Annotated in this window: 23 protein-coding genes and 1 riboswitch; of the genes, 17 read left to right on the top strand and 6 right to left on the bottom strand. The window is 58.9% G+C overall.

What is annotated here, in order from left to right:
* The 16 genes from F8B91_RS15025 to F8B91_RS14950 all read left to right on the top strand — a co-directional run bounded on the left by F8B91_RS15025 (position 1) and on the right by F8B91_RS14950 (position 16,769).
* A complete protein-coding gene (locus F8B91_RS15025) occupies positions 1-408 on the top strand; it encodes a hypothetical protein (protein WP_196504658.1) in 408 nt (135 codons plus the stop codon).
* 73 nt (positions 409-481) lie between these two features.
* Positions 482-678, top strand: a riboswitch (cobalamin riboswitch).
* 111 nt (positions 679-789) lie between these two features.
* Entirely contained in the window at positions 790-2,028 is a 1,239-nt protein-coding gene (locus F8B91_RS15020; RefSeq protein WP_196504657.1) for an aromatic ring-hydroxylating oxygenase subunit alpha, read from the top strand.
* The gene (locus F8B91_RS15015) at positions 2,028-3,104 is read left to right on the top strand and encodes a hybrid-cluster NAD(P)-dependent oxidoreductase (RefSeq protein ID WP_196504656.1); all 1,077 of its coding nucleotides are present in this window, start codon (positions 2,028-2,030) and stop codon (positions 3,102-3,104) included. The genes F8B91_RS15020 and F8B91_RS15015 overlap by 1 nt, the downstream gene beginning before the upstream one ends.
* 40 nt (positions 3,105-3,144) lie before the next feature.
* Positions 3,145-3,576 (top strand): VOC family protein, encoded by a 432-nt coding sequence (locus tag F8B91_RS15010; protein ID WP_196504655.1) that lies wholly within the window; start codon positions 3,145-3,147, stop codon positions 3,574-3,576.
* 116 nt (positions 3,577-3,692) lie between these two features.
* Positions 3,693-3,992, top strand: a complete 300-nt coding sequence (locus F8B91_RS15005) for an ArsR/SmtB family transcription factor (RefSeq protein WP_196504654.1) — start codon at positions 3,693-3,695, stop codon at positions 3,990-3,992.
* On the top strand, positions 3,992-4,600 hold the full coding sequence (locus F8B91_RS15000) for a GNAT family N-acetyltransferase (RefSeq protein ID WP_196504653.1): 609 nt from the start codon (positions 3,992-3,994) through the stop codon (positions 4,598-4,600). The genes F8B91_RS15005 and F8B91_RS15000 overlap by 1 nt, the downstream gene beginning before the upstream one ends.
* A 67-nt stretch (positions 4,601-4,667) precedes the next feature.
* Positions 4,668-5,870 carry a metalloprotease gene (locus F8B91_RS14995; protein WP_196504652.1) on the top strand — a complete coding sequence of 401 codons (1,203 nt, stop codon included), beginning with the start codon at positions 4,668-4,670 and terminating at the stop codon, positions 5,868-5,870.
* Positions 5,867-6,901, top strand: coding sequence for a cell division protein ZapE (gene zapE, locus F8B91_RS14990; RefSeq protein WP_246715277.1), 1,035 nt, complete (start codon positions 5,867-5,869; stop codon positions 6,899-6,901). The genes F8B91_RS14995 and zapE overlap by 4 nt, the downstream gene beginning before the upstream one ends.
* A gap of 90 nt (positions 6,902-6,991) precedes the next feature.
* Complete coding sequence (mdh, locus tag F8B91_RS14985) at positions 6,992-7,954, top strand: malate dehydrogenase (protein WP_196504651.1); 963 nt, start codon at positions 6,992-6,994, stop codon at positions 7,952-7,954.
* Between the two features lie 65 nt (positions 7,955-8,019).
* Positions 8,020-9,189, top strand: coding sequence for an ADP-forming succinate--CoA ligase subunit beta (gene sucC / locus F8B91_RS14980; RefSeq protein WP_196504650.1), 1,170 nt, complete (start codon positions 8,020-8,022; stop codon positions 9,187-9,189).
* Positions 9,189-9,599 carry an Ivy family c-type lysozyme inhibitor gene (locus tag F8B91_RS14975; protein ID WP_196504649.1) on the top strand — a complete coding sequence of 137 codons (411 nt, stop codon included), beginning with the start codon at positions 9,189-9,191 and terminating at the stop codon, positions 9,597-9,599. Before sucC ends, F8B91_RS14975 begins: the two co-directional genes overlap by 1 nt.
* Positions 9,600-9,633: 34 nt before the next feature.
* Positions 9,634-10,515, top strand: a complete 882-nt coding sequence (gene sucD / locus F8B91_RS14970; protein WP_196504648.1) for a succinate--CoA ligase subunit alpha — start codon at positions 9,634-9,636, stop codon at positions 10,513-10,515.
* 175 nt (positions 10,516-10,690) lie between these two features.
* Positions 10,691-13,678: a 2-oxoglutarate dehydrogenase E1 component gene (locus F8B91_RS14965; RefSeq protein WP_196504647.1), complete on the top strand. Its 2,988-nt coding sequence runs from the start codon at positions 10,691-10,693 to the stop codon at positions 13,676-13,678.
* Positions 13,679-13,708: 30 nt separating this feature from the next.
* On the top strand, positions 13,709-14,920 hold the full coding sequence (odhB, locus tag F8B91_RS14960) for a 2-oxoglutarate dehydrogenase complex dihydrolipoyllysine-residue succinyltransferase (protein ID WP_196504646.1): 1,212 nt from the start codon (positions 13,709-13,711) through the stop codon (positions 14,918-14,920).
* Complete coding sequence (lpdA, locus tag F8B91_RS14955) at positions 14,920-16,305, top strand: dihydrolipoyl dehydrogenase (protein ID WP_196504998.1); 1,386 nt, start codon at positions 14,920-14,922, stop codon at positions 16,303-16,305. The genes odhB and lpdA overlap by 1 nt, the downstream gene beginning before the upstream one ends.
* Before the next feature lie 71 nt (positions 16,306-16,376).
* Positions 16,377-16,769, top strand: a complete 393-nt coding sequence (locus F8B91_RS14950; protein WP_196504645.1) for a response regulator — start codon at positions 16,377-16,379, stop codon at positions 16,767-16,769.
* Here the strand turns inward: F8B91_RS14950 and F8B91_RS14945 are convergent.
* Genes F8B91_RS14945 through pabB form a run of 6 tightly spaced genes read right to left on the bottom strand, consistent with a single transcriptional unit; the run spans position 16,745 to position 22,397 of the window.
* On the bottom strand, positions 16,745-18,097 hold the full coding sequence (locus tag F8B91_RS14945; RefSeq protein ID WP_432432043.1) for an NAD(P)/FAD-dependent oxidoreductase: 1,353 nt from the start codon (positions 18,095-18,097) through the stop codon (positions 16,745-16,747). The genes F8B91_RS14950 and F8B91_RS14945 overlap by 25 nt on opposite strands.
* Before the next feature lie 18 nt (positions 18,098-18,115).
* Entirely contained in the window at positions 18,116-19,051 is a 936-nt protein-coding gene (locus F8B91_RS14940) for a tyrosine recombinase XerC (RefSeq protein ID WP_196504644.1), read from the bottom strand.
* 37 nt (positions 19,052-19,088) lie between these two features.
* Positions 19,089-19,742 carry a fructose-6-phosphate aldolase gene (fsa, locus tag F8B91_RS14935; protein ID WP_196504643.1) on the bottom strand — a complete coding sequence of 218 codons (654 nt, stop codon included), beginning with the start codon at positions 19,740-19,742 and terminating at the stop codon, positions 19,089-19,091.
* Positions 19,739-20,545, bottom strand: coding sequence for an aminotransferase class IV (locus F8B91_RS14930; protein WP_196504642.1), 807 nt, complete (start codon positions 20,543-20,545; stop codon positions 19,739-19,741). The genes fsa and F8B91_RS14930 overlap by 4 nt, the downstream gene beginning before the upstream one ends.
* On the bottom strand, positions 20,542-21,102 hold the full coding sequence (locus F8B91_RS14925; protein ID WP_196504641.1) for an anthranilate synthase component II: 561 nt from the start codon (positions 21,100-21,102) through the stop codon (positions 20,542-20,544). Before F8B91_RS14925 ends, F8B91_RS14930 begins: the two co-directional genes overlap by 4 nt.
* The gene (gene pabB, locus F8B91_RS14920; RefSeq protein ID WP_196504640.1) at positions 21,099-22,397 is read right to left on the bottom strand and encodes an aminodeoxychorismate synthase component I; all 1,299 of its coding nucleotides are present in this window, start codon (positions 22,395-22,397) and stop codon (positions 21,099-21,101) included. The genes F8B91_RS14925 and pabB overlap by 4 nt, the downstream gene beginning before the upstream one ends.
* 52 nt (positions 22,398-22,449) lie before the next feature.
* Between pabB and F8B91_RS14915 the strand changes: the two genes are divergently transcribed.
* A complete protein-coding gene (locus tag F8B91_RS14915; RefSeq protein ID WP_196504639.1) occupies positions 22,450-24,618 on the top strand; it encodes a primosomal protein N' in 2,169 nt (722 codons plus the stop codon).
* Positions 24,619-24,624: the final 6 nt, after the last annotated feature.

Below are 24,624 nucleotides of genomic sequence, written 5' to 3'. Positions count from 1 at the left end.
ATGAGAGATCAATTTCCCTTGGCAACTGGCTTTATCATTTCCTGCCCAGTCTCGGATAAGACGGGTTCTCCGGTGCGTGAGATCCGCAGCCGGGGCAATATTCCTCTGGTGCTGCAAGAAGATGTGCTGATCGAACTGAAACGCTCTGACTTGTTGGAGAGCTGGCGCTCGGCCTGCAATATAGGCCGTCAGAAAGCCCAGGCGCTGATGGCTTCTGCGGCCAATCGCATTGCCGGTGCGCTGGAAGATGAAGACACCTGCGACATTGGTGCACTGGCTGAAGACATGACGGCGTTTTTCCTGCTTGCCGTGCGCGAAAAGGGCATGGATGTGGCGCAGGCCGCGCGCTCCTGCACGCTGGCCTGGCGCGAAGATACGGCCGAGCATCTTTCGGTCAGCCGCTACTAACAAAGCCACTCGCATTCTCGCGCGGATTTCATTCCGCATGTCGCTTTTATCCGTGCCGTCGCAAAATCACATGTTAGCTTTCACCGCGTAAGGTGCCGCTGGAGACAGCGGAGAATTGGGAAGTTGGCTTAAACCAACGCTGCCCCCGCAACGGTAGGCGAGAGAAAAGGCTGCAATTGATGCCACTGGGTTTAACCTGGGAAGGCGCTGCGGCTGATCCTGGGAGGAGCTCGCTAAAGCCCGGAAACCAGCCTTGCATATAGTCGAACCGCGGCGGGCGGTGTTTCGATGCGCGTGCCAGGTTCATCACCCAGCCCCGCATTAGTCCGTCGTAATATTTATTCCACCCATGCGGGGAAGCATGGAACTTGCGAGGACGTTATGTTGAACACCCACGATATCCAGGCGCAGCTTTCCGCCCGCAAGCGCAATTTTTCGCTGTCGCGCGAACTCTACTCTGATCCCGGTGTGCTGGAGGCGGACCTTCAGCACATCTTCTACAAGGAGTGGCTGTTTGCTGTTCCGGCCTGCGAGCTGGCCAAGCCCGGCGCTTATGCCACGATGCAAGTGGGTGCCTATCCCGTCGTCATCATTCGCGGCAGTGACAACCGCATCCGCGCCTTTCACAATGTGTGCCGCCACCGTGGCCAGCGTCTGTGTTCGCATGCCACGGGTTCCACGCAAAAGCTGGTCTGCCCCTATCATCAGTGGACTTATGATCTCGACGGCAAGCTGCTCTATGCGCGTGAAATGGGCGAAGGTTTTGATGCTGCGGCTTACGGCCTGAAGAAAGTTCACTGCATCGACATGGCGGGCGTGGTTTATATCTGCCTCGCCGATATTCCGCCGCCGATTGCCGAGCTGGCTCAAACCGCGATGAAGTATCTCGCGCCCTCAGCACTTCAAGATGCCAAGGTGGCGTTCAGCTCCACCATTATCGAGAAGGGCAATTGGAAGCTGGTCATCGAGAACAACCGCGAATGCTATCACTGCTCCGGCTCGCATCCGTCTTTGTGCCGCACCTTCTCGGATAACCCGAAGATCGGCGCGATGGATGGGCCGGATTCGGCCTCGCCGGAAATCATGGCGCATTGGCAGCGTTGCGATGCGGCGGGCCTGCCGTCACGCTTTGTGCATCAGGCCAAGATGCAATGGCGTCTGGCGCGCGTGCCGCTGCTGGGCAATGCCGAAAGCTATACGATGAGCACCAAGGCCGCCGTGACCAAGCGCATGGGCACGATGCCCTTCAATGATGCCGGTAGCCTGCTGATGTATCACTATCCAAATACCTGGAATCATTTTCTGGCCGACCAGGCCATCGTGTTCCGCATATTGCCGATCAGCGCCACCGAAACCGAAGTGACCACCAAATGGCTGGTGCACAAGGATGCGGTTGAAGGCGTGGATTACGATCTCGAGAACCTCACAGAGGTCTGGATGAACACCAATGATGAGGACCGCCAAGTGGTGGAAGAAAACCAGAAGGGCATTCTCTCGCCCGCCTATGAGCCCGGTCCCTATTCGACCATCCAGGAAGAGGGCGTCATTCAGTTTGTGGATTGGTATTGCAACATCATGCAGGATCGCCTCGCGCCGCGCCCGGCACTGGCGGCTGAATAATGGCACAGCGGCAACTCAACTGGTCAGCCACGCCGTGGGATGATTCTGAGCTTCTCGAATGCGCGATGGTCATTCCAGAAGACGCCAATACCGCAACCTTTGGCCTGCGCGCGCCTTCGGGTGCGTGGTTTGACTATATACCCGGACAATTCATTACGCTGGAGCTGCCGGTGCCTGGCGGCACAGTGCAGCGCACCTATACGATTTCATCTTCGCCCTCGCGCCCCGTTTCGATCTCGGTCACCGTGCGGGCGCAGAAAAATTCGGTTGGCGGCCGTTGGATGCTGGATCATCTGAAGCCGGGGATGAAGATCAAGGCCTATGGGCCCAGCGGCATTTTCAGCTCGCACAAGCATCCAGCCAAGAAGCAGCTGTTCATTTCGGCAGGGTCGGGCATCACGCCGATGATGTCGATGACGACTTGGGCTTGGGACTCAAGTGAAATGCCCGACATTGTGTTCGTGCATGCGGCGAAGCGCCCATCGGAAATCATTTTCCGCGAGCGGCTTGAACAGCTGGCCAACCGTGTGCCGGGCATTCAGCTGCGTTTTACCGTGGAAGAATCCGATGCCTTCCGCTCCTGGCATGGCTATCGTGGACGCCTGTCGCAAATCATGCTGGGCCTGATGGCGCCGGACTATCTGGAGCGTGAAGTGTTCTGCTGCGGGCCCGAACCCTTCATGCAGGGCGTGCGCGACATGCTGAACGCGCTGGGTTTTGACATGGCGCATTATCACCAGGAAAGCTTCGGCGCACCGGTGCGCACTGAGGCCGATCAGCCGCTGATCCATGATGTGAAGCCGGCCGACAGCGTGATGGTGAAAGTGAATTTCGCCAAGAGCGGAAAGATCGCCGATTGCCGCGAGACGGAAAGCATTCTCTCGGTGGCGAAGCGTTCGGGCCTCAATATTCCATCTGGCTGCAATTTCGGCCTGTGCGGCACTTGCAAGATCAAGAAGACCGAAGGCGATGTGCATATGGTGCATAATGGCGGCATCAGCGATGAGGAGATCGCGGATGGTTTCATCCTGGCCTGCTGTTCGAAGCCGATGGGCCGGGTGGTGCTGGAGGTCTAAGGGGGCTTGTTCGGCTGCGTGCCGGAGCTAAGCTCCTTTCATGACCGAGCAGGACAACCCACCCTCCGCCATGGCCTATGGTGCAGCCCTTCAGGGGCTGGGCATCAACATCATCGTGCGCGACATTGACCGGGCGCATTTTTTCGTGACCGAGATTCTAAGTGCGGAGACACGGTTCCGTACCGACAAATTTGCCGCCATGCGCCTGTGCGGCGACGATTTCATGCTGCATGTGGACGATACTTACCGGAACAATCCATTGATCGGCAGTTTGACGGCGGACAGCCCGCGCGGCGTAGGCGTCGAGCTGCGTGCCTATGCGGTGAACCCGGACCAGGCAGAAGCGCGGGCGCGGGCGTTAGGCTTTACCGTTCTGGCGGGCAGCATGGACAAGCCGCATGGCATGCGTGAATGCATGATCCTGGATGATGACGGGTATGTTTGGATTCCGTCCCTGCCGCAGTCTGGTTGACGAAACGCGTTCCGTCATCTTTCCGTCTCCGGATATTCACCAAAATATAGTTTCGCGCTGGTTTCCCTGCACCCGGATGTTATGAACGGTTCGACATTTCAAGAGTTGGGGAAATCTTGGACAGAAAAATCACAAATCTGGCCGGCGTTTTTGGGTCGCTGGGGCAGGGGACAAGACTGGAAATCCTGAGGTTGCTGGCACCCGTTTCACACGGCAAGGCACCGGCAGGCATGCCCGCTGGGCAAATTGCAGTGGCGCTGGCGGTGAGCCCGCCCACGCTGTCATTCCACCTGAAAGACATGAGCCTGCGCCACTTGCTGCTTCCAAAGCGGCGGGGCCGTGAGATACACTATTCGGCAAACCTGCCGCTGATCCTTTCAGCGCTGGGCGATCTGGTGACCGAACTAGAGGCTTGATGCCCGAACTTGAACTGACCAACGGCTATTATGACCTGCCCAAGGGCAAACTGGTCAACCTCGTCACGTGCCTTGAAATGCTGAACAGGCCGGAGCTTGCACCCGTGGTGTGGCCGGAGGGCTATCATCTGGCCCCGTGCAATGGCGCGGATCTGGCTTCCTACCGTCAGGTGTTCAGGGCCGTCGGCCAGGACCTGATGTGGTTTTCCCGGCTGATCATGCCGGATGAGGCGCTGTCTGCCATTCTCACCAATCCGGCTATTGAATCTTCGGTCCTCATGAAGGGGCCTGATGCGGTGGGCCTGCTGGAGCTGAATTTCGCTGAATTGCCGGATTGCGAATTGGCCTTCTTCGGCCTGGTGCCGGGCGAAGTGGGTTCGGGGCTTGGCCGTCTGCTGATGCAGGAAGGCTTGAACCGGGCGTGGGCGCAGAAGATCAACCGCCTGTGGGTGCATACCTGCCATTATGACCATCCCAAGGCTTTGTCGTTTTATCAGAAGGCCGGGTTTCGGCCTTACAAGACAATGATCGAAGTGCATGATGATCCACGGCTTTCAGGCCATCTGCCGCTTTCGTCCGCCCCGCATGTGCCGCTGGTGAAAAGCTGACCCGTTATTAAGGTTTGCCCTTGTAGATTCAGCTCTCTTCAATGTGGGGGTGCTTATGCTTGGCCTGTTGCAACAGATTGGCCCGGAAATTCCACTGACAATCATTCTGCTTGCCTTGCTGGCGTTTCGCATGCGGGTGCGGCCGCGCACATCGCTGTTTATCAAGACGACGACTGAAAAGCTGTGGCAGCTTCTGGTGCCCTATGACGGCAAGGTGGATCGCTGGGGGCAAGTGACGGCATCATATCGATTTGTGGGTGAGGGCAGCTTCGTGTTCGAAGTCAGCATTCCCGGCCAGAATGGCGTGCCGCGTTTGCATAGCGGGCGCTTTCAAGTGGCGGAAACTGTGCCCCATGAGAGGCTGGTGCTGAAACGCGAGCTTGAAGGCAAATCCGAAAACAATGAGCTTCTGGAAATCCGCTACGACTTTGCTGCCGAAGGTCAGGGTACGCGGTTGAAGACCAGTTATTTGTGGGGCAAGCGGCCTTTCCTTGCGCAGCTTCTGGCGCGGGCTGATTTGTGGGGCGGCGCGTTCCGCCTCAAGGGCCTCGCCGAAACCGGAACGCCGGGCGACAAGGCCTATTGGCTGATTGGCGCTGCGGTGGCTTTGGTGACCGGGCTGTTGAGCCTGGCCACATTTGGATTGCTGCTGGGCTTTAACATTGCCGCTGTTCTAGTGCTGGCGCTGTTCATCCATGAATTTGGCCATCTGCTGGCGTTCCGGATGATGGGCCAGCCTTGGGGCCGGTTGATCTTCTTGCCCTTCCTGGGCGCCATTGCCGTGCCGCGGCTACCATTTGAAAGCCAGGCGCAGAGCGTGTTTGCCGCTTTGATGGGGCCCGGCCTTTCCTGTCTGCTGGCCATTGGCTGCACCATTCCCACTTTCCTAGGCTGGCCGCATGCCATGGCCTATTCGATCATCGGCGTGGTCACGGCCGGGTTGAACCTGTTCAACATGCTGCCGACCGAACCGCTGGATGGTGGCATTGCCTTGCGCTCGGTGCTGACCAAACTGGTTGGCAAGCATGCCGCGCTTGGCCTGATGACGATCGGTGTGGTGATCGCGGCTATTGGTTTCGCCATGGGGCAAACCGTCATGATCCTGTTTGGCGGCTTTGCGATTGTGGCCAATCTGAAGCCAAGGAAGATTGACTCTGGGCTCACGCCTCTCACATCATTGCAGGTCAGCATTGCCTTTCTGGGCTATGTTTCGATCACGGCAGCGCATTATACGCTGCTCATGAGATTTCTGGAGCAAATGGGTCGTTGAGCAACCGGGTAATGCATCTCGACGCGGCGCAAAGTGGCATAGCCAAAAAACTGGAAGCGTTGAACGAGGCCCTGGCGTTGCCAAGGCCCGGCCTTTTCGCGCGACTGTTCACGCGCGGCGGTGAACCTGTGCACGGCCTCTATATTTGGGGCAATGTCGGGCGTGGTAAGACCATGCTGATGGATGACTTCTTCGCGCAGGCGCCGGAGCTGCCCAAACGTCGCGTACATTTCCATGGCTTCATGCAGGAGGTTCATGCTGCGCGCACGGCCTCGAAATCGGATGATGTGATTGCTGATATTGCTGATGGCATCACCAAGGATGCCAAGCTGCTGTGCTTGGATGAAATGCAGGTGACCGACATTGCCGATGCGATGATCCTGGGCCGTTTGTTCGAGGCGCTGTGGGCGCGGGGCGTGGTGATCGTGACCACGTCCAACCAGCCACCGGATGGGCTCTACAAAGATGGTTTGAATCGTCAGCTGTTCCTGCCTTTTGTGGCGCGGCTGAACGAGATGATGGATGTGGTCGAGCTGGGTGCAGGCAAGGACTACCGGCTGGGCCGCGTGGCCGCTGAGCAGACCTATATTTCGCCGCTGACGCCCAAGGCCGATGAGACTCTGGTTCATCTCTGGCACCGGCTGGCCGACAGCGAGACCGGTCGCCCGCAGGAGATTGAAGTTCTGGGCCGCAAGCTGCTGGTGCCCTATGCCGCGCATGGCTGCTGCTGGTTTGAATTCGATGCCCTGTGCCGCCAGCCTCTGGCAGCGCCCGACTATCTGGCCATCGCCAAGCATTATGGCACGGTGTTTGTGGCACATGTGCCGGTGCTCAAGGTTGCCGAGCGCAATGAGGCCAAGCGCTTCATCCTGCTGATCGACACGCTCTATGATGCGGGCACGCGCCTCGTCGTCACCGCAGCGGCGGCGCCGGAGAAACTGTGCATCACAGGCCCGCACAAGACCGAATTCCTAAGAACGGCGTCACGTTTGCGGGAAATGCAGTCTGTCAGCTGGTGGGCGCGGGACTGATTGGCGTCACTCAACAAATGACTATTGAAGCCAATAGTTAACAGGACTAGGAAGTCCTCAATAAATATTGCAATGCAACAGGGGTCTTGAATGGCACGTAAGAAAATTGCTCTCATCGGCGGCGGCATGATCGGGGGCACTTTGGCCCATCTGGCGGCGCTGCGCGAACTTGGTGACATTGTGGTGTTCGACATCGCCGAGGGCCTGCCGCAGGGCAAGACGCTTGACCTTTCTCAGTCAGGCCCGGTGGAAGGTTTTGATGCCAAGCTCTCGGGTGCGAACTCCTATGAAGCGATTGCTGGAGCCGATGTTTGCATCGTCACTGCCGGTGTGCCGCGTAAACCCGGCATGAGCCGCGATGATCTTGTGGGCATCAATCTCAAGGTGATGAAGTCGGTCGGTGAAGGCCTGAAAGCGCATGCACCGAATGCCTTCGTGATCTGCATCACCAACCCGCTCGACGTGATGGTTTGGGCGCTGCAGAAGTTTTCGGGCCTGCCGACCAACAAGCTGATCGGCATGGCTGGCGTTCTTGACTCGGCGCGCTTCCAGCATTTCCTCGCCGAAGAATTCAATGTGTCGGTGAAGGATGTGAATGCCTTCGTGATGGGCGGCCATGGCGACACGATGGTGCCGCTGGTGCGTTATTCCACCGTGGCCGGCATCCCGGTGCCGGACCTGATCAAGATGGGCTGGAGCACGCAGGAAAAGATCGACAAGATCGTACAGCGCACCCGTGATGGCGGCGCTGAAGTGGTGAATTTGCTGAAGACCGGCTCGGCCTACTACGCACCTGCTTCGTCGGCGATTGCGATGGCGGAAGCCTATCTCAAGGATTATCGCCGCGTGCTCCCGTGCGCTGCCTATCTCGATGGCCAATATGGCGTCAAAGGCACCTATGTTGGCGTGCCGGTGGTGATCGGTGAAAACGGTGTGGAGCGCATCGTCGAGATCGAGCTCAATGCCGAAGACAAGGCCGGCTTTGACAAATCGGTCGCTGCGGTGAACGGTTTGATGGCTGCCGCAAAAACGCTGGCACCGGAACTGGCGTAAGTTTTGAGGCGGGCTTCGAGCCCGCCTTTTTTATCTCTGATGTGACCTAAGCGAACGAGGCCCAGATGAACATCCACGAATATCAAGCCAAAGAAGTTTTGCGCCAATATGGCGTAGCAACCGGCAAGGGCTCGCCCGCTTTCACGGTGGAAGAAGCCGTGAAGGCCGCTGAAGGCCAGCCCGGCCCGGTCTGGGTGGTGAAGGCGCAGATCCATGCCGGTGGCCGCGGCAAGGGCGGCGGCGTGAAGGTGGTGAAATCCATCGCTGACGTGAAGGCGGAAGCCACGCGCATGCTGGGCATGAACCTCGTCACGCATCAGACCGGCCCCGCCGGCAAGCAAGTGCAGCGCCTTTATATCGAAGAAGGTACGGCGATTGCCCGCGAGCTTTATCTTTCCATGCTGGTGGACCGCGCCAATTCGCGCATCGCTTTCATTGTATCCACCGAAGGCGGCATGGACATTGAAGAAGTGGCGCACAAGACGCCGGAAAAGATCGTGACTGTGCATGTTGATCCGGCAGCCGGGTATTCGGGCTATGTGGGCCGCCGCATTGCCTCGGCACTCAAGCTGGAAGGCGATCTGGCCAAGCAGCTGAACAAGATGGTGGGCGGGCTCTACAAGGCTTTCGTTGACAAGGATATGAGCCTGCTCGAAATCAATCCGCTGGTGGTGACCAAGGACAATCAGCTGATCTGCCTCGATGCGAAAGTGAATTTTGATGACAACGCGTTGATGCGCCATCCTGAAATTGTCGCGTTGCGTGATCTGACCGAAGAAGACCCGAAGGAAATCGAAGCTTCGAAATTCGATCTGTCCTATGTGGCGCTCGATGGTTCGATCGGTTGCATGGTGAATGGCGCTGGCCTTGCCATGGCGACGATGGACATCATCAAGCTTTATGGCGCAGAGCCTGCCAACTTCCTCGATGTGGGCGGTGGCGCCACCAAGGAAAAGGTGACGGCAGCGTTCAAGATCATCACGGCTGATCCCAAGGTCAAGGGCATCCTCGTCAACATCTTCGGCGGCATCATGAAATGTGATGTGATCGCGGCTGGCGTTGTGGCGGCGGTGAAGGAAGTGGGTCTGAAAGTGCCGCTCGTCGTGCGCCTGGAAGGCACCAATGTGGAAGAGGGCAAGGCCATCATCCGTGACAGCGGCCTCAATGTGCTGCCCGCCGATGATCTCAATGATGCAGCCAAGAAAATCGTCAAGGCCGTGAAGGACGCGGCGTGATGAAGCGGATTGCGGTTGCGGCGCTGCTGCTTTTGCCGCTGATGGCCAGCGGTGCCTTCGCGGTGGAGAATGACAATCCAAACGCGGCGCAGACGGGCGACCTGCCGAAGAAATATCCTGCCGCCATGAAAGCCCTGCACGGCATCTTGCCGAAAAACATGCAGGGTGAAGACTGGCTGTGGAATTTGAACGGCGTGGGCATGGCGCTGATGGACAAGGATGTGGGCGGCGTTCACTACATTGCCGGCTGGGGCTGCAAGCCGAAATTCTGTGCGCAAAACATTGTCGGCTTTCTGGTCACGGCCGATGGCAAGAAGGCGATTGCCGAAATTTCCATTTCTTCGAAACCGCAATATCTCGGCAAGCCCAGTGCGGCCGAGAAAAAAGCTTTGGACGGGTTGATCAATTGAACCCGCTTTTCCCAAAATTCAGGAGACATAAGTAATGTCCATTCTCGTCAACAAGAACACCAAGGTCATCTGCCAGGGCTTCACGGGTGAGGCCGGCACATTCCACTCGCAGTCGGCGTTGAATTATGGGACCAAGATGGTCGGCGGTGTCACGCCGGGCAAAGGTGGCACCAAGCATCTGAACCTGCCAGTGTTCGACACGGTGGCTGATGCGCGCGAGAAGACTGGCGCTGATGCCTCAGTCATTTACGTGCCGCCACCCTTTGCGGCTGATGCCATTCTGGAAGCCATTGATGCCGAAGTGCCGCTGATCGTGGCGATCACCGAGGGCATTCCAGTTCTCGACATGGTGCGGGTGAAGCGGGCGCTTTCCGGCTCCAAGTCGCGGCTCATCGGGCCGAACTGCCCGGGTGTTCTGACGCCAGGCGAATGCAAGATCGGCATCATGCCGGGCAACATCTTCAAGAAGGGCTCGGTGGGGATCGTCTCGCGTTCCGGCACGCTGACTTATGAAGCGGTGTTCCAGACCACCAATGCGGGCCTCGGCCAGACCACGGCTGTGGGCATTGGCGGCGATCCGGTCAAAGGCACCGAATTCATCGACGTGCTGGAGATGTTCCTCGCTGACCCGAAGACCAAATCAATCATCATGATCGGTGAAATCGGTGGTTCAGCCGAAGAAGAAGCGGCCGAATTCCTGCGCAAAAACAAAGTGAAGAAGCCGATGGCTGGTTTCATCGCCGGGCGCACGGCACCTCCCGGCCGCCGCATGGGCCATGCGGGTGCAATCATTTCAGGCGGTAAGGGCGATGCAGGCTCCAAGGTTGACGCGATGAAGCGCGCCGGGATCGCGGTTTCGGACTCGCCGGCGTTGCTGGGTGAGACACTGCTGAAGAAGCTGAAGCGCGCGAAGTAAGCTTCGCGCCATCAAATCTGGTTACAAACGTGAAACAATCAGAAAAGTTATATTTCCGACAAAATCCAACTCCTATATAGCACATTAGAATACGCATTTGGTTTGCACGGGCGATTGTGCCCGACCGGCAAGCTGGCGATTGTGCCAGAGGCTGGAGCTGAACGATGGTGGTGATATGAACAAGACCGACTTGGCGGCTGCCTTGGAGCAATCGTCTTTCCTCTACGGCGGCAACGCCAAATTCGTCGAAGAACTTTACAGCACATTCAAGAAAGACCCTGCTGCCGTGGATATCCACTGGCGGCAATTTTTTTCTGAGCTGGACAGTGGTGCTTTGGGCGCAGCGCCCGCCGCCCGCCCCTCCTGGGAGCGTGCCGATTGGCCGGCCCCGCCCAATGATGAACTGACTGCGGCTCTTGACGGCAATTGGTCTGCCTATGACAAGGCGCATGCGCCCAAGGTTGATCCCAAGGCCGTCCGCGCGCCAGCACTTGTGGCTGCGCCGGTTGCAGCGCCCGCTGCCGCCGCTCCTAATCCCGATGACGTCAAGAAGGCCACGCTCGATTCCGTACGCGCGTTGATGATGATCCGCGCCTTCCGCATGCGTGGCCATCTGGGTGCCGACCTTGATCCCTTGAAGCTGAAAGAGCCAGAGCCACAGCCCGAGCTAGACCCGGCCACTTATGGTTTCGGTGAGGCCGACCTTGACCGCCCGGTGTTCCTCGACAATGTGCTGGGCTTGGAAAAGGGCACTATCCGCCAGGTGACTGACATTCTGCGCCGCACCTATTGTGGCACGCTGGGCGTGGAATTCATGCACATCTCCGATCCGGTGCAGAAGGCCTGGCTGCAGAAGCGCATCGAAGGCGAGAGCAAGGAAATCAGCTTCACGCCGCAGGGCAAGAAGGCGATCCTCAACAAGCTGATCGAGGCGGAAGGCTTCGAGCAGTTCTGTAACTTGAAATTCACCGGCACCAAGCGCTTCGGCCTGGACGGCGGCGAAAGCATGATCCCGGCGCTGGAGCAGATCGTGAAGCGCGGCGGACAGATTGGCCTGAAGGACATTGTGCTGGGCATGGCGCATCGCGGCCGCCTCAATGTGCTGGCGAATTTCCTGGCCAAGCCTTACTCGGCGATTTTCCATGAATTCCAGGGCGGGTCTTCCACGCCGGATGAAGTGGAAGGGTCAGGCGACGTGAAATACCATCTCGGTTCATCATCAGACCGCGTATTCGATGGCAACACCGTGCATCTGTCGCTCACTGCCAATCCGTCGCATCTCGAAATCGTCGATCCTGTGGTTCTGGGCAAGGCCCGCGCCAAGCAGGATGCGCGCGGCGACCGCGAGCGCACATCGGTTCTGCCACTGCTGATTCATGGTGATGCGGCCTTTGCTGGCCAAGGCGTGATTGCTGAATGTTTCGGGCTTTCGGGCCTGAAAGGCCACCGCTCCGGCGGGTCGATCCATTTCATCGTGAACAACCAGATCGGCTTTACGACGAGCCCTCTATGGTCCCGCTCGTCGCCCTATCCGTCCGACATTGCCAAGATGATCGAAGCGCCGATCTTCCATGCGAATGGCGATGATCCGGAAGCGGTGGTGTTTGCCGCCAAGGTGGCAATGGAATTCCGCCAGGAGTTCAAGAAGCCTGTCGTCATCGACATGTTCTGCTATCGCCGCTTCGGCCATAACGAAACCGACGAGCCGATGTTCACCCAGCCGCTGATGTACAAGCGCATCCAGGGCCATGAAACCGCGGTGAACATCTATGCCAAGCGCCTGATTGCCAATGGCACGGTCACCGAAGCCGAATTCGACGAGATGAAGGCCGAATACCGCAAGCGCCTTGATGACGCGATGGGTGTGGCCTCGGCCTACAAAGCCAATAAAGCTGACTGGCTGGATGGACGCTGGGCAGGCATGAAGACCGCTGAAGCGCAAGACGATGCGCGCCGCGGCACGACCGGCATTGAAGTGGAAGAGCTGAAGGCCATCGGCATCAAGCTGACCAAGGTGCCGAAGACCTTCACGCCGCATCGCACGCTGCAGCGCGTGCTGGATGGCCGCCGCAAGATGATCGAAGATGGCTCGGGCATTGACTGGGCCATGGCTGAATCGCTGGCTTACGGCACGCTGCTGAAGGAAGGCACCAAGATCCGCCTTTCCGGCCAGGACGTGCAACGTGGCACATTCTCGCAACGCCACGCGGTCCTGATCGACCAGGAAACCGAGAAGCGCTACACGCCGCTCAATCATCTGGTCAAAGACCAAGCCACCAAGATCGAGATCATCAATTCGATGCTCTCGGAAGAAGCCGTGCTGGGTTTTGAATATGGCTATTCACTGGCCGAGCCCAATGCGCTCGTGCTGTGGGAAGCGCAATTCGGCGATTTCGCCAATGGCGCACAGGTTCTGTTCGACCAGTTCATTTCATCGGCGGAACGCAAGTGGCTGCGCATGTCGGGCCTCGTGGTGCTGTTGCCGCATGGTTATGAGGGCCAGGGGCCGGAACATTCTTCCGCCCGACTGGAGCGCTTCCTGCAGATGTGTGCGGAAGACAATATGCAGGTGGCGAATTGTTCGACGCCTGCGAATTACTTCCACATCCTGCGCCGCCAGATGAAGCGCGACTTCCGCAAGCCGCTGATCCTGATGACGCCGAAGAGCCTGCTGCGCAACAAGCGTGCGGTGTCTTCGCTGGAAGACATGGGTGCGAATTCCACCTTCCACCGCATCCTGTGGGATGATGCTGAGTTCCTGAAGAGCGAGAAGATCAAGCTCGTAAAGGACGACAAGATCCGCCGCGTGGTGCTGTGCACGGGTAAAGTTTATTTCGATCTTTATGAGGAGCGCGAAAAACGCGGCCTCAATGACATTTACCTGCTGCGCGTTGAACAGCTTTATCCCTGGCCGCACAAGGCGCTGGCGCAGGAACTGGCGCGCTTCTCAAAAGCCGAATTCGTCTGGTGCCAGGAAGAGCCCTACAATATGGGCGCATGGAGTTTCGCGCAGCCCAATCTGGAGCGCGTGCTGGACTTCATCAAGGCGAAGAACAACAAGGTTCGTTATGTGGGCCGCGCGGCCTCTGCCGCCACCGCATCGGGCCTGATGAGCCGGCATCTCAAGGAGCTGAAAGCGTTCCTTGACGAAGCCATGGCTTAAGCAACTTCATTCTGAAAGACGGCGAAAAAAATGAGCAAAGAAATCCGCGTTCCCGCCCTTGGCGAAAGCGTCACGGAAGCCACGATTGCAAAGTGGTTCAAGAAGGAAGGCGATGCGATCAAGATCGATGAGCCGCTGGTCGAGCTTGAAACCGACAAGGTGACGGTGGAAGTGCCGGCACCCGCCTCTGGCAAGCTGGAAAAGATCAATGCCGCGCCGGGTGCGACTATCGCGGTGGGTGCGCTTCTGGGTTCGATCCTTGAAGGTGCTGCGGGTGCCGCACCTTCGTCTCCTGCCGCGAAGCCTTCGGCTGCGCCTGCTCCGGCGGCTGCACCGGCAGTGGTTGAACAGACGCTGTCTCCCGCCGTACGCAAAGCGGTTGTCGAGAACAATCTCAACCCGGCTGATATTCCCGGCACTGGCAAGGATGGCCGCATCACCAAGGGTGATGTGATTGGTGCGATGGAAACCAAGCCAGCGGCAGCGCCTGCTGCTGCGCCTGCACCTGTTGCGGTGTCGGCGCCGGTTCCTGCTGCGCCCGCTGGTGGCGAAGAGCGGGTGAAGATGACGCGCCTGCGCGCCACCATCGCCAAGCGCCTGAAAGATGCGCAGAACACCGCCGCGATGCTGACCACGTTCAACGAGGTGGACATGTCATCGGTGATGGCGATGCGCAATCAGTACAAGGATGTGTTCGAGAAGAAGCACGGCACCAAGCTGGGCTTCATGAGTTTCTTCGTGAAGGCCGTTATCCAGGCGCTGCGGGATGTGCCCGCCGTCAATGCCGAGATCGATGGCGAAGACATTGTGTACAAGAATTACTACAATATCGGCGTGGCGGTGGGCACCGACAAGGGCCTCGTCGTGCCGGTGGTGCGCAATGCCGACATGCTGTCCTTTGCGGGCATTGAAAAGACCATTGCCGGCTATGGCAAGCAGGCGCGTGACGGCAAGCTGCAGATTGCCGACATGCAGGGCGGCACCTTCACTGTCACCAATGGCGGCATCTATGGTTCGCTGATGAGCACGCCGATATTGAATGCACCGCAGAGCGGCATTCTGGGCATGCATGCGATCAAGGACCGGCCGATTGCGGTGAACGGCCAGGTGGTGATCCGCCCGATGATGTATCTCGCACTTTCGTATGATCACCGTATCGTAGACGGCAAGGAAGCGGTGACCTTCCTCGTGCGCATCAAGGACGGCCTGGAAGACCCGCAACGCGCGCTGCTGGATCTCTGATCATGTCTCACGATCTCATCGTTATCGGCACCGGACCCGGCGGCTATGTCTGCGCCATTCGCGCGGCGCAGCTGGGGATGAAAGTGGCTGTCATCGAAAAGCGCGCCACGCATGGCGGCACCTGCCTCAATGTGGGCTGCATTCCATCAAAAGCGCTGTTGCATGCGACCGAGCTTCTGGCCGAGAGCAAGCATGGTTTTGCCCGCATGGGCCTGACCGCCGACACCAAGGTTGATTTCGGCCAGATGCTGAAATTCAAGCAAGAGGTGGTGGAAAGCAATACCAAGGGCATCGACTTCCTGTTCAAGAAGAACAAGATTGATGTGATCCGTGGCAGTGCCACCATCATCGGCGCCGGCAAGGTGAAGGTGGGCGACACGGTTCACGAAGCCAAGAACATTGTGATCGCCACCGGTTCGGAATCCTCCAAGCTCAAGGGCGTTGAGGTTGACGAGAAGACTATCGTTAGTTCCACCGGCGCCCTGGTGCTCGAAAAGATTCCGGCCTCGCTGACGGTGATCGGGGCTGGCGTGATCGGGCTTGAACTGGGTTCGGTCTATCAGCGGCTGGGCTCTAAAGTGACGGTGGTGGAATATCTCGACCGCATCCTGCCCGGCATGGATGCAGAAGTGGCCAAGGCGTTCCAGCGTTTGCTCGAAAAGCAGGGTTTTGTTTTCAAGCTGTCGTCCAAGGTGATGGGCGCTGAGACTTCAGCTGCGGGCGTCACGCTGTCGGTGGAGCCTGCTGCTGGTGGCGCTGCGGAGAAGATTATTTCGGACGTGGTGCTGCTGGCCGTGGGCCGGGCCGCCAATACCGAAGGGCTGGGTGCGAAAGAAGCAGGCATTGTGCTTGATGCGCGCGGCCGTGTGGAAGTGAATGAAGATTTCGCCACGTCCGTTCCGGGCATCTACGCGATTGGTGATGTGATCCGCGGACCCATGCTGGCCCACAAGGCGGAAGATGAGGGCATCGCTGTCGCTGAACTTCTGGCTGGCCAGGCGGGCCATGTGAATTACGGCGTCATTCCCGGCGTGGTCTATACGTCTCCGGAAGTGGCTTCGGTCGGCAAGACCGAAGAAGAATTGAAGCAGGCCGGCATTGAATACAAATCCGGGAAATTTCTTTTCCTTGCCAATGGCCGCGCCAAGGCCAACCAGACGACCGATGGTTTCGTGAAAATCCTCGCTGATGCCAAGACCGACAAGGTGTTGGGCTGCCATATTGTGGGTGCGCAAGCTGGCGAAATGATTCACGAAGTTGCTGTTCTGATGGAATTTGGCGGCTCGGCAGAAGACCTGGCGCGCACCTGTCATGCCCATCCCACGTTGTCGGAAGCTGTGAAGGAAGCGGCCATGGCGGTGGATGGCCGGGCCATCCATTCATAGGTCGTTAACTTTCGGGCTCAATGGGTTCGAAAGGATTGTCGCCTAATTTCGCGGCAAGTGAGGGGTTTGCCTTGGCCAGAAAAGATATCGATATCCTGATCCTTGATGATGACGTTGATCTGCTGACCAGCGTTGCCGAATTGCTGGCCGATTGCGGCTACAAGGTGAAGGGCTTCTCTGATCCTGAAAGTGCCGTTGAATTCGCGGTGGACCAGACTTTTGCGGTCGGCCTGTTTGATTTCCGCCTGGGCAGTTTGAAGAACGGCCTTGACGTCATCGAGACGCTGCAGGCCATGGGTGCTGATGCCACCTATGTGATGGTAACGGCAGACGTTGAACGCACCACGCAGTTGCGCGCCGCTGACCTCAAGATTTTTGAATTCATGCGCAAACCTGTGCAGCCGGAAGAGCTGCTGGACACGATCAACCGCGCGATCAATCACGCCAAGCTGATCGCGGCCTGATCAAACGCCCGTTGTGGGGCGATGTTTTGTGCCATCGCTGAAGCGCGAAAAGCGGAAAGCCGACGTGTCGGCATAGGGCGCTCACCCACAATCAATTGCGCCATCAGTTTCGCCGCACCGGGGCCGATGCCGAAGCCATGGCCGGAATAGCCGGCTGAGAGATAGAGGCCCGGCACTTTGTCGATGGCTGAAATCACCGGGATGGCATCGGGCGTGCCGTCAATCATTCCGGCCCAGCGCTCGGCGACCTGCACAGGTGCAAAGGCCGGGAAGTAGCGTTTCAACTCGCGCATTGCTTCATCGAGAACCCAGCCCACAGGTTTGGGATTGAGGATGCGGTGAGATTCGAAGGGCGATGTCTCATCCAGATTCCAGCGCTTCTTCATGCGTGCCTCTTCGAAAAACCAGCTGGACAGACGCGGGCGCAGACAGGCCCATTCCTGTCGCAGCATCGGCAGAAAATCGAAAAGATACCGGAAAGAGGCGGGCACCATTTCCGGCATGGACAGGAAATTGGGGGCGATGGTGAAACCTCCATCCAGCCTTTTGCGGGCAGCGAATTTGCCGCCGGCAAAAGTTGTCACATGGCCATTCTCCAGCGGGGTGGTGCGCAGAACGGAAGAGAGAACCCCCACCTGTGGGAATGCGATGCTGAGATTGGCCAGAAAATGCCGCGACCAATATCCACCGGCGATGACCGCCGCGCTGCAGGCAACGGCACCGCGTTCAGTCACGATGGATGAGATGCGGCCGGCAGAAGTCTCGATGCCGCGCACGGCGCATTGGGTGAAAATCAATCCGCCCTTGGCCTGCACGGCCCGCGCCATGGCTGTTACCGCGATAAACGGCTCGGCCTTGCCATCACCCGGCGTGTAAAGGGCGCCATGGAAATGGCTGCTGCTGCCGGGGACAATCTTTTCGAGATCAGCGCCTCTCACCATGTGGCTGACGATGCCTGCAGGGGCGGCGACATCGCTCAGCCATGCCTCGCGCGGAGCGAGAGAGGCTTCATCTTTTTCCAGATAGGCGATGCCGCAGGTACGGAATCCGGTTTCCGCGCCCAAACGCTGGTTCATCCCGGACCAGAGTTTCAGGCTTTCGAGGATCAAGGGAATTTCCCTTACGTCACGCCCCATCTGACGGCACCAACCCCAATTGCGGCTGGATTGCTCGGCGGCGATTTCACCCTTTTCGAAGACGGCGACTTTCAGCCCTCGTTCGGCAAGGTCCAAAGCGAGGCCAATGCCAGCAATGCCGCCACCGATAATGGCGACATCTACGCTTTTCGGGAGGTCTTCATTGGGACGAACGCGATCAATCTGGGGCATGGCCCAGACTAGCACGGCTCACGCTTTGGGGAACGCCTTGCGGTACTGCTCAAGCAGATGCTTGCGGTTGACCTCGGTGTAGATCTGCGTGGATGACAGCGAGGCATGGCCGAGCAAATCCTGGATCACGCGCAGGTCAGCGCCATTTCCCAAAAGATGCGACGCAAAGCTGTGACGCAAAGCATGCGGCGTGGCGGAATCCGGCAGGTTCATCGCACCGCGCAGCCGTTCCATCAGCAGCTGGATGATGCGCGGGCTGAGGGCGCCACCCTTGGCGCCGCGGAACAACGGCATGGATGGCAGCAGTGGCATCGGCGCCAGCTTCCGGTAAGCCGTAATGGCTTCGACGGCGGCGGGCACCATGGGCACCAGACGTTCTTTGCCGCCCTTGCCGATGATGACCAGAGGGTTCTGCTCGGATTGTTTCACGGTGAGGCCCAAAGCCTCGGAGATGCGCAGGCCGCAACCATAGAGCAAAGTGAGGACGGCCATGTCGCGGGCTTGAATCCAGGCTTCATCCTGTTCCAACACCACGTCTGTGACCAGCTTGTGCGACTGGTCCTCAGTCAGCGGCCTTGGCACCGAATGCGGGATTTTCGGTGTGCGCACGGCGGCGAGGGCTGCGCATTTGAAATGCCCATTACGCTCGGCATGGCGGAAGAAGGAGCGGATGGCGGAGAGCTGTCTTGCGAGTGAGCGGCTTTCGATCCCGTCATTGCGGCGGCGGGCCAGGAAGCTGCGGAAATCGGATGCGTCCAGTCCGGCGAGTAGAGAGATGGATGCGGCTTCGCCCAGATGCTCCTGCAGGAAGCCACCGAATTGCGTGAGGTCGCTGATATAGGCTTCGAGCGTTTTGGCGGCGAGGCGGCGCTCGGATTTCAGCGTGGCCAGCCATGCCCGGGCGATGGGCGTGACATCAGCAGCAAAATGAAAAAGGGCCATATCCTCGGACATGGCCCCAATTTCACCCTCAAAAGTGAAGGCGCGGTTACTAGATGATCGACTGGCCGGTCTTCTTCCAGTCGGCGACGAAGCCTTCGATGCCCTTGTCGGTCAGCGGGTGCTTGACCAGTGATTTCAGCACCGATGCAGGGGCCGTTGCGTAGTCAGCACCGATCAAGGCGGCTTCCTTGATGTGATTGGCAGTGCGCACTGAGGCGACCAGGATGTTGGTGTCGTAATCATAATTGTCATAGATCTGGCGGATCTCGGAGATGAGCTCCATGCCGTCCAGATGGATGTCATCGAGGCGGCCCACGAAGGGCGAGATGAAATGCGCACCGGCCTTGGCGGCCAGCAGCGCCTGGTTCGGCGAGAAGCAGAGCGTGACATTGACCATCGTGCCATCGCCGGAAAGCGCCTTGCAGGCCCTGAGGCCATCGACCGTGAGTGGCACCTTGACCGTCACATTCTTGGCGATCTTGCGCAGCACGTCGGCCTCTTTCATCATCGTTTCGTAATCAAGCGCGGCCACTTCAGCAGAAACCGGGCCATCGGTGATGCCGCAGATTTCCTTGATTACATCCTTGAACTGGCGGCCGGATTTGGCGATCAACGAGGGATTGGTGGTGACACCATCCAGCAGGCCCATGGACTGGATTTCGCGGATTTCCGCGACGTCGCCCGTATCAGCAAAGAATTTCATGAGAAGTCCCTTTCCAAGAATGCGTTGATGTCATCTATAGCACGCATGCCACACGCCTTGCCATCAATGGATGACACCGGCGTGGCAAGGCGCAAAGAATTGGTCACGAAAACCGCATCGGCAGTGGCCAGCTCGGCGGACTGGACTGGGCGGAGCTCCAGGCTGAGGCCCAGTTCCGCCACGCCGGCCATGATCACGGCGCGGGCAATGCCGGGCAGGATGCCCTGGCCATCGCTGGGGGTGATCAGCGTGGCGTCTTTCAGCAGAAACACATTGGCTATGGTGGTGCAGGCGACATGGCCTTCGGTGTTGAGCAGCAGCGCGTCATCGGCGCGGCCGGCCACTTCGCGGGCGGCGGCGATGCCGTCGATGTAGGAAATCGTCTTGAAATGCGAAGAGGGGGCGGAAGGGTTGCGGCGGATGGTGGAGGTGGCCAGCCGCACGGAAGCGGGAAGCTTGCTCAGATCAAACGGGTTGAGCGAGATCATCAGCGTCGGCTTGTCGCCGTTAATGGCAAAGCCCCGGCCCGTGGGGCCGCGGGTGAGAGTGATGCGCAGGACTTCCGACGGCGCGGCGGATTTGATCAGCACTGAAAACAAGGCGCCGCGCAGCTTGTGCTCATCGAAGGCCAGACCCAGAGCATCGGCAGTGCGTGCCATGCGGGCGAGGTGGGCGTCGAGCCAGATGGCGCGGCCTTCGCGCACGGCGATGGTTTCAAAAATGCCATCCCCCAGCATCAGTCCACGCTCGGCGAGATCGAGCGTCAAGTGATCAACAAACGCACCATTGCACCAGACGCTCATGCAGCAACTTTCAGAAAATTCTTGAGCAGGCCGTAGCCATGCTCCGTGAGGATGGATTCGGGGTGGAATTGCACACCGAAGGTTGGATGCGATTCATGTTGCAGGCCCATGACTTCGCCATTGGCGCTGCGCGCGGTGACCTTCAAGGGTGTGCCCTCCACTTGGTCAACAATGAGTGAGTGATAGCGGCCCGCGGCGAAATTTTGCGGAATATGCGCAAACATGCCTTCACCATCATGCTCGATGTCGGAGGCTTCGCCATGCAATGGCCGCTTTGCGCGGGTGACGCGCGCACCGAAGACTTCACCGATCACCTGATGGCCAAGGCAGATGCCGAGAATGGGGAGCTTGCCGGAATATTGGCGCACGATATCCAGAGACTGGCCGGCCTCCTTGGGCGCGCAGGGGCCGGGTGAGATGACGATGGCCTTGGCCGCTTTGATATCGTCATCAGTGACGGCGTCATTGCGGATGACGCGGGTTTTCTCGCCCAGTTCCTCAAAGTAACGCGCCACGTTGAAGACGAAGCTGTCGTAATTATCGATGATCAGGATCATGGCTTGAACGCCTCCATGATGCGGCTGATCTTGGTGAGGCTCTCTTCATATTCGGCGGCTGGCTCGGAACGCGCGGTGATGCCGCCGCCGCCCTGCACATAGGCCTTGCCGCCGGAGAACAAAGCCGTGCGGATGGTGATGTTGAAATCGGCGTTGCCGTTGAAGCCCAGCCAGCCGATGCCGCCACAATAGAGCCCGCGCGCCTGTTGCTCCAACTCTGCAATCACTTCCATGGCGCGGATCTTGGGTGCGCCGGTGATCGAGCCGCCGGGGAAAATCGCCTTGATGAGATCGACCGCATCCAGTCCGTCACGGGCTTCTGCTTCCACCACTGACACGAGGTGATGCACATTGGCGTAGGATTCCAGCCCGCACAGGATAGGCACTTTCACCGTGCCGGGCTTGCTGATGCGGCTGAGATCATTGCGCAGCAGGTCGACGATCATCACATTCTCGGCGCGGTCTTTCCGGCTGGATTGCAGCTCGGCGATCAGTGCGGCATCACGCGCCGGATCGCCATCGCGTTTGCGCGTGCCCTTGATGGGACGCGCTTCGAGATGCCCGGCTTCCATCTTCACCAGGCGCTCGGGCGAGGAGGAAGCCACTTTCAGATCGCCATAGTCGAGGAAGGCGGCGAAGGTGGCGGGATTTTTGGTGCGCAGGGTTTGATAGAACGCAAACGCGTCAAAGTCTTGCGGAATTTCAGCTGAGAAGCACTGCGTGATGTTCGCCTGGAAAATATCTCCGGCCAGAATGTATTCAACCGTGCGGGCAATGGCGGCTTCATAATCCGGCCGGGTGAAATTGCTTTGCCAGACTTTGATCACATGCGGGCCCTTGGGCGGTGCTTTGCGCTTCAGCAGTTTTTCGAGCTTGGCCGCATCGGGCCCGATGATGAAGGCGCGTTCCTGCAAGTGGTCGAAACCCAACACGGTATCGTAGCGGTGGAAAATCATGTCCGGGCAGAGCGGCTTGAAGGCGGGCGGATGTTTGGCACCTTGGAAGGCCCAGCCCGCATCATAGGAGATGAAGCCGGCCCAACCGCCCTGAAATGGCGGCAGGCCGGGCAGGGTTTCGACTCGATTCTTTGTCAGGTCGCGTTGCACATCATCCAGCGCTCTGGCCGTCGCCGATGGATTGCAGGCGAGGAATGACCAGCGGCCCAGATGTTCCTGCCGCATCACGGTTTCCAGCAATGTGAGATTTGGCTGGTCACGCAGGCGGGCGGCGTAAAGTGCCGGTTCGAGATAGGCGATCTCGGTCACTTGCGGGGTGCTGTGCGGGCGCGTGAGCATGAATCAGATATAGTGCTGGAAACCGAAGTGATCAAAGTCTAAAGCCGAACAAATGGAGAACTCGATCAGAATCGCAGAGGTACTTTTGCCGCTAGCATTGGCACAGGCTTATTCCTACGCGATCCCTGATGGGATGGTTTTGGCGCCTGGCGATTTTGTTGAAGTGCCGATGGGGCCGCGCAGCTATCTGGGCTGTGTGTGGGAAGTGAACCAGAGTTTCGGCACCAATATGAAGCTGCGCGCGGTGACGCGGCGCTGCGATGCGCCGCCACTTTCCGAGACGCACCGCAAATTCATCGAATGGCTTTCGGCCTATTATCTGGAACCCAAGGGCAATGTGCTGCGCATGGTGATGCGCGTGCCTGCGGCGCTGGATGAACCAGTGCTGCAGAAGGCTTTGGTGCTGGGTGAGGTCACGCCTGCCAAGCTGACGCCGCAGCGGGCGAGGGTTCTGGAAGTTGCGGCACAGGGCTTTGCGATGCGGCCTTCCGAACTGGCGCAGGCCGCAGGTGTGGGTGCATCGGTGGTGAAGGCGCTGGCGGCTCAAGGTGCGCTAAAGGAAGTGGGTTTGCCGCCACATGCGAAGTTCCAGGAACCGGATTTGAATGCTGGGGCCTTTACGCTGAACAAGGATCAGGTGATCGCTGCTGAGGCACTACGGCAGATGGTGGCGCAGCGTGGCGGCAAGGTTGCGCTGCTGGATGGTGTGACGGGGTCTGGCAAGACGGAAGTCTATTTCGAAGCGATGGCTGCGGCACTGGCTGCGGGAAAGCAGGTGTTGCTGCTGTTGCCGGAAATTGCGCTCACGGCACCTTTTCTTGCGCGCGTAGAGCGGCGCTTTGGCTGTGCGCCGGCGCAATGGCATTCGGATTTGCGCCCGCGCGAGCGTGAGCGGGTGTGGCGCGGGATTGCGACCGGTGATGCGCGCATCGTGGTGGGTGCCCGGTCGTCGCTGTTCCTGCCATGGATCAATCTCGGCCTTATCGTGGTCGATGAAGAACATGAGAATGCCTACAAGCAGGATGAAGGCGTGCCTTATCACGCGCGCGACATGGCCGTGCTTTATGGCAATCTCGGAAAATTTCCGGTGGTGCTGTCATCGGCCACACCTTCGCTGGAAAGCCTGATGAATGTCGATCGCGGTCGCTACCTTCTGGTGAAGCTGAAGGACCGGCATGGGCGGCCGGAGCTGCCAGAAACGCGGCTGATCAATATGGTGGTGGAGAAGCTGGAGCCCGGCCAGTGGCTCTCGCCTGAATTGGTTGCGGCCACAGCGCATACTTTGGCATCAGGCGATCAGGCCTTGTTGTTTCTCAACCGGCGCGGCTTTGCGCCGCTGACTTTGTGCCGCGCCTGCGGGCACCGGTTGAATTGCCCGGATTGTACGGCCTCGATGGTTGAACACAGGTTCCGCAAGATCCTGCAATGCCATCATTGCGGGCATCAGGAAGGCGTGCCGCAGGCCTGCCCGTCCTGTGGTGAGGCGGGCAAGCTCACACCTGTCGGCCCCGGCATTGAACGGCTGGCCGAAGAGGCGATGCGGCTGTTTCCAGATGCGCGGATGGCCATTCTTTCGAGTGATCTTTCGCGCGGTGAAAATCTGCGCGATACTTTGCGCGGGATTGAAGATGGCGATTTCAACTTGATCCTGGGCACGCAATTGGTGGCCAAGGGTCATCACTTTCCACAGCTGACGCTGGTGGGTGTAGTGGATGCGGACCTTGCGCTGGAATCTTCTGATCCTCGGGCAGGCGAGCGCACCTGGGCGTTGCTGGCGCAAGTGGCGGGGCGTTCGGGGCGCGGGGAGAAACCGGGGCGTGCTCTGGTGCAGACCTATCTGGCCGATCATCCCTTGATGAAGGCGCTCGCGCGCGGTGACCGCGATGCCTATCTCGATGGTGAAAAGCGCATTCGTGAAATGGCGGGCCTGCCGCCGGCCGGGCGGCTGGCTGGCATTGTGATTTCGGGCAAGGACAGCGGCGAGACGTTGCGCTTTGCGCGCGATGTGGCGCATGCGGCACCACCAGCTGAAGGCATCAAGGTGCTGGGCCCGGCGCCTGCGCCTTTGGCGATGATCCGTGGGCGGCACAGGATACGCCTCCTGGTGAAGGCGGGGCGTGAGGTCAATCTGCAGGCGTTTCTTTCGGCGTGGCTGAAGGACATCAAGCCGAAGGGCTCGCTGGCCTTGCAGCTGGATGTTGATCCTTACAACTTCCTGTGAGAGTGT

The organism is Aestuariivirga litoralis, assembly GCF_015714715.1.
GTDB lineage: Bacteria > Pseudomonadota > Alphaproteobacteria > Rhizobiales > Aestuariivirgaceae > Aestuariivirga > Aestuariivirga litoralis_A.
The sequence above is the reverse complement of the archived record's forward strand: the minus strand, read 5'-3'. Positions and strand labels throughout refer to the sequence as shown.

What these genes read in the sequence shown, in the direction of transcription:
- F8B91_RS15025 (WP_196504658.1), top strand. Translation starts at nt 1, where the DNA reads ATGAGAGATCAATTTCCCTTGGCAACTGGCTTTATCATTTCCTGCCCA.
- F8B91_RS15020 (WP_196504657.1), top strand. Translation starts at nt 790, where the DNA reads ATGTTGAACACCCACGATATCCAGGCGCAGCTTTCCGCCCGCAAGCGC.
- F8B91_RS15015 (WP_196504656.1), top strand. Translation starts at nt 2,028, where the DNA reads ATGGCACAGCGGCAACTCAACTGGTCAGCCACGCCGTGGGATGATTCT.
- F8B91_RS15010 (WP_196504655.1), top strand. Translation starts at nt 3,145, where the DNA reads ATGACCGAGCAGGACAACCCACCCTCCGCCATGGCCTATGGTGCAGCC.
- F8B91_RS15000 (WP_196504653.1), top strand. Translation starts at nt 3,992, where the DNA reads ATGCCCGAACTTGAACTGACCAACGGCTATTATGACCTGCCCAAGGGC.
- mdh (WP_196504651.1), top strand. Translation starts at nt 6,992, where the DNA reads ATGGCACGTAAGAAAATTGCTCTCATCGGCGGCGGCATGATCGGGGGC.
- sucC (WP_196504650.1), top strand. Translation starts at nt 8,020, where the DNA reads ATGAACATCCACGAATATCAAGCCAAAGAAGTTTTGCGCCAATATGGC.
- F8B91_RS14975 (WP_196504649.1), top strand. Translation starts at nt 9,189, where the DNA reads ATGAAGCGGATTGCGGTTGCGGCGCTGCTGCTTTTGCCGCTGATGGCC.
- sucD (WP_196504648.1), top strand. Translation starts at nt 9,634, where the DNA reads ATGTCCATTCTCGTCAACAAGAACACCAAGGTCATCTGCCAGGGCTTC.
- F8B91_RS14965 (WP_196504647.1), top strand. Translation starts at nt 10,691, where the DNA reads ATGAACAAGACCGACTTGGCGGCTGCCTTGGAGCAATCGTCTTTCCTC.
- odhB (WP_196504646.1), top strand. Translation starts at nt 13,709, where the DNA reads ATGAGCAAAGAAATCCGCGTTCCCGCCCTTGGCGAAAGCGTCACGGAA.
- F8B91_RS14945 (WP_432432043.1), bottom strand. Translation starts at nt 18,097, where the DNA reads ATGCCCCAGATTGATCGCGTTCGTCCCAATGAAGACCTCCCGAAAAGC.
- F8B91_RS14940 (WP_196504644.1), bottom strand. Translation starts at nt 19,051, where the DNA reads ATGTCCGAGGATATGGCCCTTTTTCATTTTGCTGCTGATGTCACGCCC.
- fsa (WP_196504643.1), bottom strand. Translation starts at nt 19,742, where the DNA reads ATGAAATTCTTTGCTGATACGGGCGACGTCGCGGAAATCCGCGAAATC.
- F8B91_RS14930 (WP_196504642.1), bottom strand. Translation starts at nt 20,545, where the DNA reads ATGAGCGTCTGGTGCAATGGTGCGTTTGTTGATCACTTGACGCTCGAT.
- F8B91_RS14925 (WP_196504641.1), bottom strand. Translation starts at nt 21,102, where the DNA reads ATGATCCTGATCATCGATAATTACGACAGCTTCGTCTTCAACGTGGCG.
- pabB (WP_196504640.1), bottom strand. Translation starts at nt 22,397, where the DNA reads ATGCTCACGCGCCCGCACAGCACCCCGCAAGTGACCGAGATCGCCTAT.
- F8B91_RS14915 (WP_196504639.1), top strand. Translation starts at nt 22,450, where the DNA reads ATGGAGAACTCGATCAGAATCGCAGAGGTACTTTTGCCGCTAGCATTG.